General features: G+C 57.5%; 19 protein-coding genes and 1 pseudogene. 12 read left to right on the forward strand and 8 right to left on the reverse strand.

Annotation, left to right across the window (positions count from 1 at the left end):
- Positions 1–6 precede the first annotated feature (6 nt).
- The 3 genes from AO353_RS23305 to AO353_RS23315 all read left to right on the forward strand — a co-directional run bounded on the left by AO353_RS23305 (position 7) and on the right by AO353_RS23315 (position 1,242).
- Positions 7–534, forward strand: a complete 528-nt coding sequence (locus AO353_RS23305; RefSeq protein WP_054597092.1) for a hypothetical protein — start codon at positions 7–9, stop codon at positions 532–534.
- A 133-nt stretch (positions 535–667) separates the two neighbouring features.
- A complete protein-coding gene (locus AO353_RS23310) occupies positions 668–853 on the forward strand; it encodes a TSUP family transporter (RefSeq protein WP_237142919.1) in 186 nt (61 codons plus the stop codon).
- Between the two features lie 98 nt (positions 854–951).
- Positions 952–1,242 carry a hypothetical protein gene (locus AO353_RS23315; RefSeq protein ID WP_054597093.1) on the forward strand — a complete coding sequence of 97 codons (291 nt, stop codon included), beginning with the start codon at positions 952–954 and terminating at the stop codon, positions 1,240–1,242.
- 150 nt (positions 1,243–1,392) lie between these two features.
- Here the strand turns inward: AO353_RS23315 and AO353_RS23320 are convergent, their stop codons facing one another.
- Positions 1,393–1,665 (reverse strand): hypothetical protein, encoded by a 273-nt coding sequence (locus AO353_RS23320; protein ID WP_054597094.1) that lies wholly within the window; start codon positions 1,663–1,665, stop codon positions 1,393–1,395.
- A 231-nt stretch (positions 1,666–1,896) separates the two neighbouring features.
- Here AO353_RS23320 and AO353_RS23325 point away from each other — a divergent pair, with 231 nt between their 5' ends.
- Positions 1,897–2,493 (forward strand): sce7726 family protein, encoded by a 597-nt coding sequence (locus AO353_RS23325; protein WP_054597095.1) that lies wholly within the window; start codon positions 1,897–1,899, stop codon positions 2,491–2,493.
- On the opposite strand, the gene AO353_RS23330 is transcribed toward AO353_RS23325, so the two are convergent.
- Positions 2,445–3,506: a beta family protein gene (locus tag AO353_RS23330; RefSeq protein ID WP_054597096.1), complete on the reverse strand. Its 1,062-nt coding sequence runs from the start codon at positions 3,504–3,506 to the stop codon at positions 2,445–2,447. The two genes, AO353_RS23325 and AO353_RS23330, sit on opposite strands and share 49 nt — an antisense overlap.
- A 197-nt stretch (positions 3,507–3,703) precedes the next feature.
- Between AO353_RS23330 and AO353_RS23335 the strand changes: the two genes are divergently transcribed.
- Positions 3,704–5,062, forward strand: coding sequence for an MATE family efflux transporter (locus tag AO353_RS23335; protein ID WP_054597097.1), 1,359 nt, complete (start codon positions 3,704–3,706; stop codon positions 5,060–5,062).
- Between the two features lie 87 nt (positions 5,063–5,149).
- Here the strand turns inward: AO353_RS23335 and AO353_RS23340 are convergent, their stop codons facing one another.
- The 3 genes from AO353_RS23340 to AO353_RS23350 form a co-directional block, all read right to left on the reverse strand.
- On the reverse strand, positions 5,150–6,913 hold the full coding sequence (locus AO353_RS23340; RefSeq protein ID WP_054597098.1) for an L-lactate permease: 1,764 nt from the start codon (positions 6,911–6,913) through the stop codon (positions 5,150–5,152).
- Positions 6,914–7,030: 117 nt separating this feature from the next.
- Complete coding sequence (locus tag AO353_RS23345; RefSeq protein WP_054597099.1) at positions 7,031–7,366, reverse strand: DUF2388 domain-containing protein; 336 nt, start codon at positions 7,364–7,366, stop codon at positions 7,031–7,033.
- A 178-nt stretch (positions 7,367–7,544) separates the two neighbouring features.
- Positions 7,545–7,862 carry a DUF2388 domain-containing protein gene (locus AO353_RS23350; RefSeq protein ID WP_054597100.1) on the reverse strand — a complete coding sequence of 106 codons (318 nt, stop codon included), beginning with the start codon at positions 7,860–7,862 and terminating at the stop codon, positions 7,545–7,547.
- A 238-nt stretch (positions 7,863–8,100) separates the two neighbouring features.
- On the opposite strand from AO353_RS23350, the gene AO353_RS23355 reads away from it, so the two are divergent.
- The 6 genes and pseudogenes from AO353_RS23355 to AO353_RS23375 all read left to right on the forward strand — a co-directional run bounded on the left by AO353_RS23355 (position 8,101) and on the right by AO353_RS23375 (position 11,841).
- On the forward strand, positions 8,101–8,721 hold the full coding sequence (locus AO353_RS23355) for a cell wall hydrolase (protein ID WP_054597101.1): 621 nt from the start codon (positions 8,101–8,103) through the stop codon (positions 8,719–8,721).
- 99 nt (positions 8,722–8,820) lie between these two features.
- Complete coding sequence (locus AO353_RS23360) at positions 8,821–9,591, forward strand: phytanoyl-CoA dioxygenase family protein (RefSeq protein ID WP_054597102.1); 771 nt, start codon at positions 8,821–8,823, stop codon at positions 9,589–9,591.
- A 22-nt stretch (positions 9,592–9,613) separates the two neighbouring features.
- Positions 9,614–9,769: pseudogene (locus tag AO353_RS31685) on the forward strand (acyl-CoA thioesterase); the annotation flags it as partial.
- 172 nt (positions 9,770–9,941) lie between these two features.
- The gene (locus AO353_RS23365; protein ID WP_054597103.1) at positions 9,942–10,940 is read left to right on the forward strand and encodes a LacI family DNA-binding transcriptional regulator; all 999 of its coding nucleotides are present in this window, start codon (positions 9,942–9,944) and stop codon (positions 10,938–10,940) included.
- A 64-nt stretch (positions 10,941–11,004) separates the two neighbouring features.
- Positions 11,005–11,394 carry a c-type cytochrome gene (locus tag AO353_RS23370; RefSeq protein ID WP_054597104.1) on the forward strand — a complete coding sequence of 130 codons (390 nt, stop codon included), beginning with the start codon at positions 11,005–11,007 and terminating at the stop codon, positions 11,392–11,394.
- Positions 11,395–11,505: 111 nt separating this feature from the next.
- Positions 11,506–11,841, forward strand: a complete 336-nt coding sequence (locus AO353_RS23375) for a hypothetical protein (protein ID WP_102667264.1) — start codon at positions 11,506–11,508, stop codon at positions 11,839–11,841.
- A gap of 14 nt (positions 11,842–11,855) precedes the next feature.
- On the opposite strand, the gene AO353_RS23380 is transcribed toward AO353_RS23375, so the two are convergent.
- A complete protein-coding gene (locus AO353_RS23380) occupies positions 11,856–13,223 on the reverse strand; it encodes a hypothetical protein (RefSeq protein ID WP_203226130.1) in 1,368 nt (455 codons plus the stop codon).
- 281 nt (positions 13,224–13,504) lie between these two features.
- Between AO353_RS23380 and fabV the strand changes: the two genes are divergently transcribed.
- Positions 13,505–14,701: an enoyl-ACP reductase FabV gene (gene fabV / locus AO353_RS23385; RefSeq protein WP_054597105.1), complete on the forward strand. Its 1,197-nt coding sequence runs from the start codon at positions 13,505–13,507 to the stop codon at positions 14,699–14,701.
- Positions 14,702–14,760: 59 nt separating this feature from the next.
- Here fabV and AO353_RS23390 read toward each other — a convergent pair whose 3' ends face one another.
- Entirely contained in the window at positions 14,761–15,426 is a 666-nt protein-coding gene (locus AO353_RS23390) for a helix-turn-helix transcriptional regulator (protein ID WP_054597106.1), read from the reverse strand.
- Between the two features lie 19 nt (positions 15,427–15,445).
- A complete protein-coding gene (locus tag AO353_RS23395; protein WP_054597107.1) occupies positions 15,446–16,075 on the reverse strand; it encodes a hypothetical protein in 630 nt (209 codons plus the stop codon).
- Positions 16,076–16,128 lie beyond the last annotated feature (53 nt).

Consider the following 16,128-nt stretch of genomic DNA (forward strand, 5'->3'; position numbering starts at 1 on the left):
AACGCCGTGTTCAAAACTGCCTGCGCCTCGATCGTTCTCCTGGCTCTCGGGGGAAGTCTTCACGCTCAGACCCTGGATCATTCGAACGCCGAGGCACAACGGCAAGCCGAGGTTGCAGGTCGCAGCGCGGACGTCATGCCGTTCAGCCTTGCGGCGACGACCCATATCTTCACCAAGACCGCTGAAGGTGGCATTCAGCAAGTGGTCGCCAATAAGCCTGCGGACGCTACTCAGGTGAAATTGGTTCGCCAGCACCTTCAGGCCATTCGCGAGCGATTTCTCAAGGGCGATTTCTCGGGCCCGGCTCACATTCATGGCCAGGACATGCCGGGCCTGGCGGACCTGAAAGCCGCCAGGCCTGGGCAAATTGCGATCGCTTACAAGAACATCGAAGGTGGAGCCCAATTGATCTATACGACCTCGGATGCAGCCTTGGTAACCGCCCTTCACCAGTGGTTCGACGCCCAGCTTTCCGACCATGGCAAGGACGCTATGGAAGGCGACGCCCATCATGGCGAGATGATGAACAAGTGAGTGCCAAGTGCTGACCACAGAGGCGGTTGGCGATTGATGCCGCGACGCCCCAGCGTTCCTGCTACCGTTTAGAGAGTGTCCAAACCTTATTGCTGAGACCCGAAATGGGTCGTTCCATCAAGAGGAGGTTCCCATGCCAGCATGGCTCTTGTTCGCAGTCATCGGAGCTTTGGGAGGGGTTACTGCCGGTTTTTTTGGTATTGGTGGGGGCATTGTCATCGTGCCGGCACTCATCTACTGGGCGGGGTTCTCGCAACACATGGCAACTGGAACCTCCCTGGCCGGTAGTCATTGCATCTCGTTTGCCACTGGCGATTGACTAAACTTAATAAGTCGGGAGTGAACTGAAACCTGAGTGATAGCAGCGATCATCGGATCTGGCTTGGCATCAAGACGGGACTCCCAAAGGAGACGACTATGTATGCGGTGATAAGAACCTACCTGGGTACGGGAGCAAAGCAGCTTTTCAAACTTTTAGAAGAGCGCAAGGCCGATGTCGAAGCGGCCCTGCGGAAAGTGCCTGGCCTCGTCAGCTACACGCTGCTGAATACGGGTGATGGTGTTACGGCGGTGACTGTTTGCACGGACAAGGCCGGCAGCGATGCGAGCTTGAAAGTCGCGCGCGAGTGGATTCAGAAAAATGCCTCGCATATCCACGCAAGCCCGCCGATTGTCACGGAAGGTCCGGTCATTGTGCAGATCAAATAGCGCGCTGTTCCGATAATCTCACGATATGTTTGCATAGCTAGGATCGCAGCCTGCGGCAGCTCCTACGCCAATCCGTAGGAGCTGCCGCAGGCTGCGATCTTTTAAACGCTTAACGGGCTGGCATTACGTCTTCAGAACCCCCGTTTACACTCACTTCGACGCCTGCGCCCGCAAGCGTCTGCCGATCACATCCATCAAATCGCACCCATCGCGCAACGGAATGGCCAGCAGCTTGGCGAAGTCGGCCAGCACCACCGTGTCGCTTTCGATGTCGGCACGGAAAGCGATATTTTCGAGAACTTGGGTGACGGTTCGGATGCGGTAGTCGGCGGTGGCTTGCAGCACGTCGAGGGGGGCTTGGGTGTCGATAAGCAGGGAGGCCGGGATCAGGTCGATTCCGGTGAGGGGCATGTATCTATCCATGGGTGGAGCTCCGAATCAGATTTAAAGGGCTGATCCGATCAGCAGGTCGCCAAACCTGGTCGCCATATGGGCGACGGGAGGACTATAAGCTTCATCCAATCAGGGGGGAAGGTGAGGGATTCCGAGGCTGCTGTAGGATCTGTATTGATGTGGCCCTGGACCTTTCATGTCCACAGATAGAGCCACATCGCGCATAGGTTTCGCAGGGCAGAGAAGCTATACTCCTGCGCCATGCACACTCCAGATCATATCCGCGAATTGCTCAAAACATGGGTCGCCAAGACCATGCCTCATGCTGAAGACGATGTTTTCATCGGCGAGCTTTGCTTCATCAACAAAGCAAGACGTGCGGACCTTGTACATGCTAATGGCCAGCTAACGGCATTCGAAATAAAGTCCGCATCAGATAGCCTGTCCAGGTGGGAAGGGCAGCAGGAAGCTTATCTCACGTGCTTTGATCAGGTTTGGCTTTGCTGTCATTCCAAACACCTGGAAAAAGCCTTTGGCGTCACTCATAAAAGCGTTGGGATTCTGGTGGTTGACGATCTGGGATCTATCGCCGTGGTCAGGAAGGCCACGCACAATAAATTGCGCGATAAATTCACGCTGACGGGGCTTTTGTGGCGGTCCGAGCTGGATGAGATTTGTAAAGAATTTCAAGTAGAAACGAAAAGCGCGATGAAAATAAAGGAAGTGCGCCTCGAAGTCGCAGAGGCGCTGGAGTGGGAGTTGATCCGAGATAAGGTTTTAAGCAGGCTTAAAGCTCGTTACTCGGTAGGTCAGAGCATGTCGTCAATGGAAAGTATGTCGCCATCATCTTCGTATTGAAGAAACTGTAGCGTTGCGCAAATGTGCTGGTTGGCTCTAAAGCCGTTCCATACTCCATTGTTGCCATATCGTTCATTGGTTTGACTTATCCGACCATATTCCCTGGTTGCCCAGCAAAAATCGTCACCATGGTAATCGGGTAGTTGACGGATTTCTCTGGCTAGCTGGACGTAGTTTTCAAATTCTTTATCTCTTCCCAATCGCTTCAACCACCATTCGTTAGGTACGTAATAACTGGCGAAGGGTATGACGGCCATGCCTTGAATATACTCGACTGCGGCGCCAGGGTTGGTGCCCGCATAATCGCCATAAATGAGGTTTATTGAGTCGTTGAGTTGTCTGGCTTCAGCTTGCCAGACAATGTCGTGACATAGGGCGGTGCTGGAGCTGCCGGATTGAGGCTTTTGACTTGGAAAAGACGAGCTGACAAGCGCCACGCCATACACCTCGTAGTTATCCAGGGCGGATAAACTGTGGTCGAGTGTGCCGCCATTTATGGTGGATATTGGAGATCTATCTCCAAAGTCCAGAATCACAAGTATATTTTCTGGATCGGGTATGGCATCCAGAATGCTCATGGCTCTGTCCCAGCTTGGGCCCGCGATTTCAGAGGGGCAAGCAACCCTTATTGCGATGGTGTCAAACTCAGCTAGCAGTAGCCTTGCCTGTTGTATGATGTCTCGGGCGTTGTCGGTGTCTAACCAGGAGACGACCGGTATCAATGAACTGTTTTTAGCTTTTACCTCTACAAACCAATTGCGTTTGTTTTCGAAGTGATTGTTGGGGTTGTGTAGATCTCTTTCACCTATCACGTCATTGGCAATGTCTAGCGCAGATCTGGATATGTCCATCAAATAAGCGTAGTCACCCCAGTCTGCGAGAAAATCATTAAGGTGGCGTTCTATGCCTCTCATGTTGAGCAGAGGGGACACTAATTCCTTACGAGCATCTTCCAGATTGATCAGTGCTTTTACATCGTTCTGGCCAACTTTCATACACGGTATGTAAAGCATGCGTACCTTCCTTTGGTGGGTGTGGATTGAGCGTAGATCTCTTTTCCGTAACCGAACTCTCAGTGATGTATCTGCGTATTTCTGATTGGTTTATCCGGACGAGATGTAGAGGGTCGGTCCTCATTTAATTGTGTTTATTACTCATTCCACCCTCCGTAGAATCCCGTCACGGCATCCCCATCCGAGACGGAACCTCCATGCAAACCCCCTCCACCCAACGCCCCCTCTGGCAAACCTACCTCCTGTTCCTGGCCCCCATGGTCCTGTCGAACTTCCTGCAATCCATGTCAGGCACGATCAACAGCATCTACATCGGCCAAATGCTCGGCACTCAAGCCCTGGCGGCTGTGTCCGGGATGTTCCCGATCGTGTTTTTCTTCATCGCGCTGGTCATTGGCCTCGGTGCGGGGGCAGGGGTGTTGATCGGTCAGGCGTGGGGCGCGCGGGAGCCGCAGATGGTCAAGGCGATTGCCGGGACGACGTTGCTGTTGGGGGCGATGATCGGCTTGGTGGCGGCGGTGGTGGGGAGTGTGTTTGCGCGGCCGGCGTTGCAGGGGTTGGGGACGCCGGCGGATGTGCTGGACGATGCGGTGGCGTATGCGCATGTGATGATGTGGACTCTGCCGTCGCTGTTGGTTTATGTGCTGTTTACCCAGTTGTTGCGTGGGGTCAGCGATACGCTGTCGCCACTGGTGGCGTTGCTGGTGTCGACGTGTATCGGGCTGGCGCTGACGCCGGCGTTGATTCGCGGTTGGTTCGGCTTGCCGCCAATGGGCATTCAGAGTGCGGCGTTTGCCGGGTTGGCGGGTAACTTGTCGGCGATGGCCTGGCTGGCCTGGCGGTTGATTCGCAAGGGGCATCCGTTGGCGCCGGACCGGGCGTTTTTTGCGGCGATGCGACTGGACCTGGAGATCCTTGGCAAAGTGCTGCGCATCGGCCTGCCCACGGGGTTGCAGATGGTGGTGCTGTCGCTGTCGGAGCTGGTGATTCTGGCGCTGGTCAACCAGCACGGTTCCCAGGCGACGGCGGCGTACGGGGCGGTGACGCAGATCGTCAATTACGTGCAGTTCCCGGCGCTGTCGATTGCGATCACGGCGTCGATCCTCGGCGCCCAGGCCATCGGGGCAGGGCGCATCGAACGGATCGGGCTGATCCTGCGCACCGGGTTGTTGATCAATGTGTGGCTGACCGGTGGCCTGGTGGTGTTGGGGTATTTGCTGTCGCATTGGTTGCTGGGGTTGTTCCTCACCGATCCGTCCACCCAGGCCATGGCTGAACACCTGCTGCACATCATGCTCTGGAGCCTGCTGGTGTTCGGTTTCCAGGCGGTCATCGGCGGCATCATGCGCGCCAGCGGCACGGTGATGGTGCCGGTGGCGATTGCGATCGTGTGCGTGGTCGGGGTGCAGTTGCCTATGGCGTATTTACTGGATGCGCAATTCGGATTGCAAGGCGTGTGGATGGCGTTTCCGCTGGCTTACCTGAGCATGCTGGCGTTGCAGACGGCGTATTACACAATGGTCTGGCAGCATCAGAAGATCGAGCGGCTGGTGTAAGAGGAGGGCGATGCCGGCTGCCAAGCCCCACGCCCGGGCGAAGAACCCGGGCATGGAGCTAAACGAAAACAACCCGCCTGATGTTGATCAATGCCCGCCGACCACCAAGTGGCTGAACGGCACCACATACGCCTGCAACGTGACCAGCCCACCGACCAGTATCGCCAGCACGATGGAGTGGAAAAACACATAGCGCAGGATTTCCCCTTCATGCCCATACCAGCGGGTGGCGGTGGAGGCCACCACGATCGACTGCGCGTCGACCATCTTGCCCATGACCCCGCCGGAACTGTTGGCCGCGGCCATCAAGATCGGGCTGATGCCCAGTTGTTCCGAGGTCACTCGTTGCAAGCCGCCGAACAGCACGTTGGACGCCGTGTCCGAGCCGGTCAAGGCGACGCCGAGCCAGCCGAGCAAGGTGCCGAACATCGGGTAGAAGATCCCGGTGGCGGCGAAGGCCAGGCCCATGGTTGCGTCCAGACCGGAATAGCGGGTGATGAAACCGAGGGCGAGCATCGCCGCGATGGTGGTCAGCGAATAGCGCACCACCCACAGCGTTCGCAGGTATTGGCTCACCAGTTGCGGGATTGAATAACCCATCAGCAACCCACCGAAGATCGCCGCCAGCAAGATGCCGCTGCCGGTGCTGGTGAGCCAGGTGAATTTATAGATAGCTTCCTCAGGTTTCGGTTGCGGCACCACGGGCGGAACTTTTTCGACCTGCAAGTGCAGGGTAGTGAAGGTCAGGGCCGGTGCGAAGATCGGGTTCGCCTCGCTCACTGGCTTACCCTGGGGGTCGAGCTTGGCCGAGTGGGTTTGCGGGTCCATGGCTGGACGGATGTCGAACATGTTTTTGAAGCCTTGAGTGCCCCACGCAAAGACGAAAACCGTGAGGATGATCCAGGGCATCCACGCACGCATTACGGTGGGTCGGGCATCGCTGGCAAAGGTTGCACTGGCCGCCGTTTTTTCGTCTGGCGATTCCTCAACTTTTGAGTCGTCGACTCGCCCCGACAAGGCGGCGGAGGTGTGTACGCGGGCGGGTTTCCAGACCTTGAGAAAACCGGTCAGGCAAGCCATGGAAATCAGTGCGGCAATCACGTCCACCAACATCGGCCCATGGTAGTTGGACACGAAGAACTGCGGCACCGCGAAGCTGACCCCGGCCACCAGAATCGCCGGCCAGATTTCCAGCATCTTGCGCCAACCGGCGAAGGCCCAGATCAACCAGAACGGCACGAGCACCGAGAAGAACGGCAACTGCCGGCCGACCATCATCGACAGTTGCATTTCGTCCAGCCCGGTGACCTTGGCCAAAGTGATGATGGGGGTGCCCAAGGCCCCGAACGCCACTGGCGCGGTGTTGGCGATCAACGCCAGGCCGGACGCGGCCAGGGGCGAGAAACCCAGCCCGATCAGGATGGCCCCGGTCACCGCCACCGGCGTGCCAAACCCCGCCGCGCCTTCGAAGAACGCGCCGAAGCAAAAAGCGATCAGCAGCAATTGCAGGCGGCGATCGTCGGTAATGCGCGCCAGGGAATCCTGCAGGACTTTGAACGAGCCGTTCTCAGTGGTCAGCCGATGCAGATAAATGATGTTGAGCACGATCCAGCCAATCGGAACCAGACCCGTCGCGGCACCCAGGAGAGCGGCGGAACCGGCCATGTTCGCCGGCATGCCGAAGGCGAAGATGGCGATCAGCAAGGCCGTGCTCAGCGCCAGCAAGGCCGCGATATGCGCCTTGAGATGGAAAAACGCCAGGGACGTGAGCATCACCACCACCGGTAACGCCGCCATGAGAGTCGAGACCAGCGGGTTACCGAAGGGATCGTAGACTTGCTGCCAGACCATGTTCCACCTCTGCTACTTATTGTTGGCAGTGCAGGCCCCGAGAGGGGGGAGGTGAAATTGAGTATAGGTGGCATTACGCGGCGGGCTGGCCCGCCCGCCGCTAGCGTGCATCGACCGCTATTGACCGGCAGGCAGTTGATCTTGAACGAGCAGCGCCTGGGCCAACTCTTCGTCACTGGCCTGGAGGCCAGGATGATCGTGTCGAGCCTGCATCAACATCGACTCCAGATTGGCGTCGCGAATGGCGCCGCCGCTCGCGACGAAGCTGGAGAGGTCTTCGCGGGCTGGCGTGACGATTTTGTCGTCTCTGAATGTCGAGTACAGCGACACGGAGAGCCCTGCCGACGTTGCAACTTCGCGCGCATCAATATCGGGCATATGGCGCCTGTGGGCCATGGCCGAACCGAAGGGCAGGCAAAGCACCAGCAATGGAATGAGGAATATACGTCGCATGGCGAGTCCTCCGAAAACATGAGACCTGAATGACTGGTCTTATGTTTTTTGATCCGCGCTGTCGGACAGGAGTTCCTGGTCGGTGGTGCATGTCAGCACAGAGGCCGAGGACCGGGACGTTAGGCCAACGTCATCATCCCGGTGAACCTCGAAGTTTGTCACTGACGTGCGTATGCCTCTAGTGATCGGCAGGTGCCTCGGCTTGAATGAGGATTGCTTGGGCCAGATCTTCGTCGCTGGCCTTGAGGCCTGGGTGTTCAAGTCGAATCCGTTTCAACTCCGACTCCAGATAGGCACCGCGAATGGCACCTCCACTCGCTACGAAGCTGGAAGCGTCATCGCGGGCGGAAACGACCAGTTTGTGGTCCTTGAACGTTGAGTAAAGGGATGCGGAAACACCTGCCGAGGTGGCGACATCGCGTGCATCTACACGGGCAAAGGCCGAACCAAAGGGCAGACAAAGGATTAGCGAAGAGATGACAAGTGTGCGACGCATGACGGCGTCCTCCGAATGGATGAAGCAACGGATGTGCTACTTAAATTTGGAGGTGTGGCGGCAGTCAGGAGTTCCCCTGCGTCGGCATATCTACACGCAAAGCAGAAGGGGGAGCGGCCGGTCGGGTGATACGCAGCGGCAATAGTTGCCAGCTGTCAGTCTGTTGGAATGATTGGGCCGCTACGGTGTCGACCGCAATAAGCGGAGTCGCCAACATGACTTGGTCAGCAGGTTCGTCATGCGTCTGATCTGGATTGCTACTTGTCTCTCAATAACCCTTCTCGGGGGGCAGGTGAGCGCGGCTGACCAAGCGCAAAACAAGGAGGTGGCGGTGGACAAGGCGCAAGTCCTGGAACAGAAGACTGCAGAGAAGGGCAGTGTGGCACCGGTGCCCAAAGCCGAGGCGATTACCCCCTCTGAAGCGCAGGCGGTCGATCCGGCAGGCAAAGCACCCTTGAAGGATGCAATAACTTGCCTTTCACGCACTATTTTCTGGGAGGCCAAAGGTGGGGAATTGGCCGACATGGAAGCGGTTGCCAATGTGGTGTTGAACCGGCTAGGCCATGAAGGTTTTCCAGGTACGGTGTGCGAGGTGGTCAAGCAAGGTTCGCAAAAGCATGCCTGCCAGTTTTCGTGGTGGTGTGATCGACGTTCGGATCATGCCGACGAAGACGCTCCCTATGCGGCTGCTACGGAAATAGCGCGAAAAGCGCTCAATCACCAACTCACTGACCGAACCCATGGCGCCATGTATTTCCATAGTAAACACGTGAAACCCGAATGGGCCAGGGAATACATCAAGACCGCCGAGACCCGAAAATTTGTCTTCTATAAGCCTCACGACGGTACCGCACGATAGACGCGTTTGCTCAGACTCCGTCAGGATGCAAACGTGGCGAAGCACCCCGCGCAGTGCCAGTATGAATAGGAATTATCGGCATTTCTCCGGGTGCGCAACATGGACACCACCGAGCGCTTGTCATCACTGACTGCCAACCACCTTCTAGCCTTGCATCAGGACGGTTTTGTGGTGCTGCCCGGCGTGCTGGATAGCGCCCAAATCAGTGCGCTGCGCCATGCAATAGATGGCCTGAAACCTCAGCACTGGGACTACAGTGGCTTGCTTGACCATTACAAGTGCGTGTTCAACCGCGACCCGTTTTGGCTGACGTTTCTCGATCTGGATGGGGTCATCGAACTGGCCGAAGCAGCCTTGGGAGAAGATTGTCATATCATTGGCCAGACCGCCTGGCGCTGCCATCCCGGCTTCATCGGCGCTCCATTGCATCTGGATTACCTGGTGATGGAGTTGCCGCGAAGCCTGCTGGCCAACCCGGCCTTCGAGTTGCCGATGCAGATCTGCACCGCGCAATTCTACCTCGACGATATCGATGCCGACCTCAGTCCCACTCGGGTGATCCCCGGTAGCCACCGAGCAGGGCGGCCGCCAGCTCGTGGTGAAAACCAGTGGCACGGCAGTATGGCGAAACCAGTGCTGTGTCAGGCCGGGGACGCTCTGATGTTTCGCAGTGAGCTGTGGCACGCCGGTAGCGACAACCGAACCACCGACCGTGTGCGCTACCTGTTGCAGGTACACTACGGCCGGCGAATGGTGGCGCAGAAGTTCTCGCCTTACCTGCACTGGTGCTTCAACCCCGACGTGCTGGCTGCCGCGACACCGCGTCAACGGCGCCTGCTGGGGGAGCATCGGGAAGCGGAATATGACTGACATTTCAAGGAAGAACAGACTGATGCCTAAAGCAGTTTTCGTCAGCAGAACCATTCTATTTGGAGATTGCGACCCGGCAGGTGTGGTTTACACCCCGCGATTTTCATATTTTGCAGTGGAAGCCATTTATACGGCGCTTGATAGATGGCTGGGAGCGCCCGGACTCAGAACGCTGATTTGCAGTCAACGGGGCAGGGGTGTTCGGGGAGATTTCTGTCTGGAACCCGGCCGATCTCAAGCTCTGAGCACCCCTGGCAGACCATTCGTGCCGCCTGCTGCCGGGCATCGTGTTGTCATGCTTTTGCCAAGCATGACATGATGCCCGGCCAGACAAGCAATGGCACCCGCGAATGGCTTCAGTTAAAGATGTCGCACGGCTGGCGGGGGTTTCCCTCATGACCGTATCCAGGGCGCTCAACACCCCGGAAAAGCTCAACCAGGAAACGCTGGCGAAAGTTCGTCAAGCGGTCGAGGCCCTGGGATACGTCCCCAGTCTTTCTGCGCGCAAGATCCGTGGCGGTCACTCCAGTGGCAAGACTATTGGCGTCTTCGCGCTGGATACCGCGACAACCCCCTTCGCTGTAGAAATGCTGCTTTCAATGGAGCGCACGGCACGAGAAAACGGCTGGAACGTCTTTATTCTCAACGTGTTCGAGGCTCCGCCGAGTCAGCAAACCATCGACCTGATGCTGTCGCATCAGCCCGACGGGATCATCTTCAGCGCCATGCAGCTTCGTACCGTCGAGATTCCCCAGGTGCTCCGCAGCCTGCCGCTGGTACTCAGCAACTGCATGAGTTCAGAGCCAGGCGTGGCCTGTTACGTCCCCGATGACGAAGACGGTCAGTACCAGGCCGTGCGGCAAGCATTGAAGCGTGGCTACCGGCATCCGTTGTGCATCAACCTGCCGCAAAGCAGCCTCGCTTGGGAGTTGCGCCAGCAGGGATTGGTTCGCGCCCTGGCAGAAGGCGGTGTGTCCCTGGACAGTGTTCCCCAATACAACCTGTCGACCGATGACGCCTATGAGGAAACGGTTGTAGCGCTGGAGCAGCAATTGCGTGAGTCGGATGGAAAGCCGACCTTCGATCTGCTTATTTGTGGCAACGACCGCATTGCGTTGGTCGCTTATCAATACCTGCTCAGTCGTGGCCTGCGTATTCCCGCCGAGGTGGCCGTACTTGGCTACGACAATATGATCGGCGTTGCCGAGTTGTTCTATCCACCGCTGAGCACCGTGCAACTCCCGTATTACGAAATGGGCCGGCGTGCCGCTCAGCACTTGATCGAAAGCAGGAATGAGCCTTCTATTCATAGGGTTTCATGTCCCCTCGTGGAGCGTAAATCCTGGTGATCGCTGCCACAGAGCACGCTGTAGATCTTCAAAGCGGTAAGTAACACCTGATGAGGAGCAGAACTTGAAGAAAGCCGCAGTACTAACCGTCGCCTTGATGCTCAATACAGGCGTATTCAGCACACCAGCAGACGCGGCCGGCGATGCTGAAGCGGGAGGGAAACTCTTTAACCGAATATGCGGCGGTTGCCATCAAGTGGGTGATTCAGCCCGAGGTTCTTTTGGTCCGCAACTCAATGGCATTTTTGGGCGCCATGCCGGCAGCACGACGGACTACCAGTACTCTACCGCGATGAAATCGTCAGACGTGGTCTGGACCCGCGAAACGCTGGCCGCCTACATCGAAGCGCCAAAAAAAGTAGTCCCCGGGACGCGCATGATTTTCTGGGGTATCAGCGATCCGGAAAAGATCGAAAACCTGTTGGCCTACCTTCAGACATTTCAGCCGCAATAAACCGAAGCTCGGCAAACGTCATCCTCGTAAAGCCGGACAGAAGGCATTTTGCTGGCCCCGAAGCCTCAAAATTACCGCCAAAATCGCTTCATTTTCAGGTGGTTAGGCGGAATGCAAATGCGCAATGTGTTGATCGTGCCGATCTCGCTGGTACTGGCGAGCATTGCGGTCTCTGTCCAGGCAAGAGAGTTGATGCCCAATGATCGGTTTATGTGCAGCTGGGGCGCGGGTACAGCGGCAAGGGCCCAGGAGCTCAAGCTGTCCGGGGTCTCGCTGTATGCCGCTCGCCAGAAGATCCAGGCATACAAATTCAGCAAGGGCTGGATGCGGATGATGGCCATGGGCATTACCGAGCAAACCTACGACAGTCAATCGAAGTTCAAGCCCGAGGCTGTCCGGCAGAGTTTCTATAATGAGTGCGTCAAGTATAAGTTGGCGCGTAAATGACCTTCGCCCTGTAGTTACAACCCGGTATCAGGCGGCGTTATCCGTGCCAGCATCACCGTATATTCTTCGGCGGCAATTTGCCGGAATTTCATTCGGGTGATGGCCTGGCGTTGCAGGTCATTGTCATCGGGGAAAAGGCGGACGGCCGCGTTCTGGACGACCGCATCGGGTGTCTCGATCCGCGGAAACGGTCCGTCGTACTTGTCGGGCGAATCACTGGTGGGCACCGCCGGGGTATCGAGTGCCCGCACCAGCAGGAATACCGGGACGACATCAGCCAGCCCCACCGGAAGTAGCCTGGCCGCGTTTTCCCCGAGATGGCGCCGCACGATAGCCTGGGAGCCCAGGCGCAAAGTGAACCTGAAGGGGAATCCGGTACGGATTGAAAGCAAAACCGGATCCGCCGCAGCCACCTGCTCGATCGAGTTGATGCCCTCTGACTCCAGCGTCGCAACCACGGGCAGGGTCACGCCTTCCAGGACCAGCAACTTGTCTGAACTGCCGTCCCTCTTGTCCTGATCGGTGAGTTGGGGAAAGCCCAGTCTTCGCACGATCTTCATCAGCGGATCGATCGGCAAGGTACCCAAGGCAAAGGCTGTGACGATATGCGGGCCATCTCCAGCGCCGGCATTCATGATCACCATTGCCAGCGGAATGGCCAGAAACAGGCGCAGGGAGTACCAATACACATCGGAAATGTTCAGTGACTTGCGGCGGATACTGAGGACGGAGTCGCTCACGATAAACATGAAAGCCCCCGCCAGCGAGCTGACCAGCAGTGGAATCCCGAGCTTGTACACGCACGCCACTTTAAGCGTGTTGTCGCAGTTGGGGATGACATAGTTGGAGGCGACCAAGGCTGCCGCGGCATAAGCCACCAACAAGAGAATGATGAAAGGCACAATGAACGGCACCAATCCATATTGCTCATGGTAGATACGTGCAAACAAACGCTCGCACAGTTCCGGGTTCTTGTCGGAGCAGGTTCGCCAATCATCGACGGAACCGGTCTGACCCAGCTTTCCTTCGTCCTGGAGTGAATGGATGAGGCTGGTCGACCAGAAGCGTTGCAGATAGGCCGCCAGGGCGCCGCCCTTCAAACTGTTCTGGAATTCGCTGTAGCGGGTAAACCAGCCCATGCTCAGAAACATAATGAGTGGGGCGCCACAGATCACCGTGGCGAAGGCAGTGAGGATCACCACCAGCTGGAGGATTGCGCCATCAAGTCCGACCACGTCCACCATGAACAATCGACCGACACCGTTGATGAGCAACAGAATCAGTGCAAGGAGCAGGGCCCGTTGCCGTGGTCTCAGGTGCGATTCCTTGAACAGATAGGTCCTGCGCCTACCGCCATAAGGCTCTTCCATGGGCTTGTTCACCGGATTGCTCCTGACGACCTGAGGTGTTTCTACGGATAACGCTAGCAATGGAAACGGGTTCGTCCAGAATGTCATCACCGCGTGTTAGGTTGTTTTTGAATAACGCCACTCTCGGACTGGAAACAGCGGCTCAAATCATCGAGGGTATGCGCTGGATTTGCGACAGGCCCGGACAGTGAGGTCAATGAATCGGCCCGCCACCGTGACGCTTCCGTTTTCCCAGCGTCTATGACTTTTATAGCCAGTATTGGCTCTCGGCATCTTGGAAGAGGGAGATATTTATGATCGTTAAACCGCGCGTTCGTGGTTTTGTTTGTGTGACTACCCACCCCACTGGCTGCAAAGCCAACGTCAAGAATCAGATCGACTACGTCCGTGCGCAAGGACAGATCACCGATGGGCCAAAGAATGTCCTGGTGCTCGGCGCATCGACCGGTTACGGACTGGCTGCGCGCATCACCGCGGCCTTTGGTTGCGGCGCCAAGACGCTGGGTGTGTTCTTCGAACGTGAAAGCGTCGAGGGCAAGCTCGGCACCGCCGGCTGGTACAACACTGCGGCCTTCCACACGTTCGCCGAAGCGGAAGGTCTCTACGCCAAAAGCATCAACGGTGATGCGTTCTCCGATGAAGTCAAGCGCCTGACCATCGAGACCATCAAGCGCGACCTGGGCAAGATCGACCTGGTGGTCTACAGCCTCGCCGCACCGCGTCGTACCGATCCGAAAACCGGTGAAGTCTACAGCTCGACGCTCAAGCCGGTCGGCAAGTCGGTTACCCAGCGCGGCCTGAACACCGACAAGGAAGAGGTCAATGTGACCACCTTGGCCGAAGCGACCCAGGAAGAAATCGACGGTACCGTCAAGGTCATGGGTGGCGAAGACTGGCAGATGTGGATCGACGCCCTGCACGAAGCCGGCGTTCTGGCCGAGGGGGCGAAAACCACGGCATTCACGTACCTGGGCGAAAAGCTGACCCACGACATTTACTGGAATGGCTCCATCGGCGCGGCGAAGAAAGACCTGGACCAGAAAGTCCTGAGCATTCGCGAGCGACTGGCGGACCTGGGCGGCGATGCACGGGTTTCGGTATTGAAAGCGGTAGTGACCCAGGCAAGCTCGGCAATCCCGATCATGCCGCTGTACCTGTCCTTGCTGTTCAAGGTCATGAAAGAGCAGGGCACACACGAAGGCTGCATCGAGCAGGTCTACGCGCTCTACAAGGACAGCTTGTTCGGTCATCCTCCGGTCATGGACGAAGAAGGGCGTCTGCGCGCGGATTACAAGGAGCTGGCGCCTGAAGTCCAGGAGCGCGTCAAGCTACTCTGGGATCAGGTCAGCAATGAAAACCTTTACGAACTCACCGACTTTGCCGGTTACAAGGCAGAGTTCCTGCGCCTGTTCGGCTTCGGGATCGAAGGGGTGGACTACGAGGCTGACGTCGATCCGGACGTCAAGATCGCCAACTTGGTCCAGGCTTAAGTCTCAAGGGTAAACAGCTGCCTCGACGTCGTGAACGCGAGGCAGCTGCTGTTTGCCGATCATCGGGCCGTTGCTGGATCGGGTGCTGCATCCTTTCCAGCCTCGGCTTGATGCTCGATCGGCCGAAGCTTGAATCGGCAGACATTACCGCCCCGTACCATGCACTCCGTATGGTCGACTTCGGCTCCCCCCAACGTCCCGATCAACGCCAGATCCAGCTCACACACCACCGGATAGGCCGCGGCCAAGCGGTGGAAGACGCAGTTGTGCGCGACGATTTCCTTGTCGTCGGATGAGCGAAAGAACACCTCCGCTTCGTATCCCGCCTGGTTCATGTGCTGCACGATTTTTGTTTCGTCAACCACCTGACGTTCACGGTCCAAGGCCATTTTGCGGCCCATACGGCGCATCAGCGAAGCCAGTTCGACGGGGCCGATGATGTCGGCCACTTCTTCAATCAGCACACTGGCCAGTAACTGATAGTGGCGAGGGAACTGCTCCCGCGCATGGTCGGTGAGCTGATACAGCTGCTCCGGTCGCCGGCCTGTCGGACGGGTTTCGCCGCGCAGCACCAGTCCGTCACGCTCCAGAGCCGCCAGATGCTGGCGAATCGCGGTGCGTGTGACAGCCAGTTGCTCAGCCAACTCGTCAATGCTCATACCGCCCGCGTGGTGCAGCAGTGCATTGAGCAGGTCCTGCTGCGTACGACCCAATCCTTCAAGCATGGTCTGCGCTCGCTCGGTATCAGAACTTGTCCGGGAACTGTTTGACCAGTGCCGCCGTCAGCGTGTCAGCCAGCGCCAGTATATGGACGCGCATCATCTGCCAGGTCTTCGCTTCAGCGGCATAGTCGTGCGCGGCGAGCTGGTCGATCTGGGCGACGTGGTGGCCGCCGTGAGCTGCCAACATCGTCACCAGCGTGCTTTCAGGCAAGTTGGGGTTGGCGCTGGCGAGAAATGCCGCAATGGCCTTGGCATTGCTCGTCAGTTCTGCGACAGCGGCCTGCTGGCCCTTCTTGTCTTTGGCGACCGTGGCGTCGCTGTAATGTTTCACCGCGCCCCAGTGACCGGCAAGCAGCTTGAGCAGTTGATCGGCAGCGGGCTGGCCATACAGCGGAGCAAGGCTGTTGGCGATGCGGGTTGCGTTGTCTACCACCTGAGCGGCGGCGACCTGGGCTTGTTGATGGTTAGCACTCTGGTTGGCTATCGCGTAATTTCTGGTCCAGAAAATATGCTCGATCCAAAGGCCGCGCAACGACAGGCGTGTGGTGAGCGCGGCGCTTTCGGCTGGTGCAGGCGAGGCGGGGGGAGTTTGACTCCAGACGGGCTGGGCGCAGAGCGCCAACAGCAGTAAAGCCAAGGTTTTGATATTCATGACGGCACCCTCTTGTCGTGGGATTGTCCAACAATATCAATTGAAGCATATAA

Origin of the sequence: Pseudomonas fluorescens, assembly GCF_001307155.1 — a bacterium.
Lineage (GTDB): Bacteria > Pseudomonadota > Gammaproteobacteria > Pseudomonadales > Pseudomonadaceae > Aquipseudomonas > Aquipseudomonas helvetica.

Excerpts from the sequence above, each read along its gene's own strand:
- AO353_RS23310 (WP_237142919.1), top strand. The coding sequence starts at position 668 with ATGCCAGCATGGCTCTTGTTCGCAGTCATCGGAGCTTTGGGAGGGGTT.
- AO353_RS23315 (WP_054597093.1), top strand. The coding sequence starts at position 952 with ATGTATGCGGTGATAAGAACCTACCTGGGTACGGGAGCAAAGCAGCTT.
- AO353_RS23320 (WP_054597094.1), bottom strand. The coding sequence starts at position 1,665 with ATGGATAGATACATGCCCCTCACCGGAATCGACCTGATCCCGGCCTCC.
- AO353_RS23325 (WP_054597095.1), top strand. The coding sequence starts at position 1,897 with ATGCACACTCCAGATCATATCCGCGAATTGCTCAAAACATGGGTCGCC.
- AO353_RS23330 (WP_054597096.1), bottom strand. The coding sequence starts at position 3,506 with ATGCTTTACATACCGTGTATGAAAGTTGGCCAGAACGATGTAAAAGCA.
- AO353_RS23335 (WP_054597097.1), top strand. The coding sequence starts at position 3,704 with ATGCAAACCCCCTCCACCCAACGCCCCCTCTGGCAAACCTACCTCCTG.
- AO353_RS23340 (WP_054597098.1), bottom strand. The coding sequence starts at position 6,913 with ATGGTCTGGCAGCAAGTCTACGATCCCTTCGGTAACCCGCTGGTCTCG.
- AO353_RS23345 (WP_054597099.1), bottom strand. The coding sequence starts at position 7,366 with ATGCGACGTATATTCCTCATTCCATTGCTGGTGCTTTGCCTGCCCTTC.
- AO353_RS23350 (WP_054597100.1), bottom strand. The coding sequence starts at position 7,862 with ATGCGTCGCACACTTGTCATCTCTTCGCTAATCCTTTGTCTGCCCTTT.
- AO353_RS23355 (WP_054597101.1), top strand. The coding sequence starts at position 8,101 with ATGCGTCTGATCTGGATTGCTACTTGTCTCTCAATAACCCTTCTCGGG.
- AO353_RS23360 (WP_054597102.1), top strand. The coding sequence starts at position 8,821 with ATGGACACCACCGAGCGCTTGTCATCACTGACTGCCAACCACCTTCTA.
- AO353_RS23365 (WP_054597103.1), top strand. The coding sequence starts at position 9,942 with ATGGCTTCAGTTAAAGATGTCGCACGGCTGGCGGGGGTTTCCCTCATG.
- AO353_RS23375 (WP_102667264.1), top strand. The coding sequence starts at position 11,506 with ATGCAAATGCGCAATGTGTTGATCGTGCCGATCTCGCTGGTACTGGCG.
- fabV (WP_054597105.1), top strand. The coding sequence starts at position 13,505 with ATGATCGTTAAACCGCGCGTTCGTGGTTTTGTTTGTGTGACTACCCAC.
- AO353_RS23390 (WP_054597106.1), bottom strand. The coding sequence starts at position 15,426 with ATGCTTGAAGGATTGGGTCGTACGCAGCAGGACCTGCTCAATGCACTG.
- AO353_RS23395 (WP_054597107.1), bottom strand. The coding sequence starts at position 16,075 with ATGAATATCAAAACCTTGGCTTTACTGCTGTTGGCGCTCTGCGCCCAG.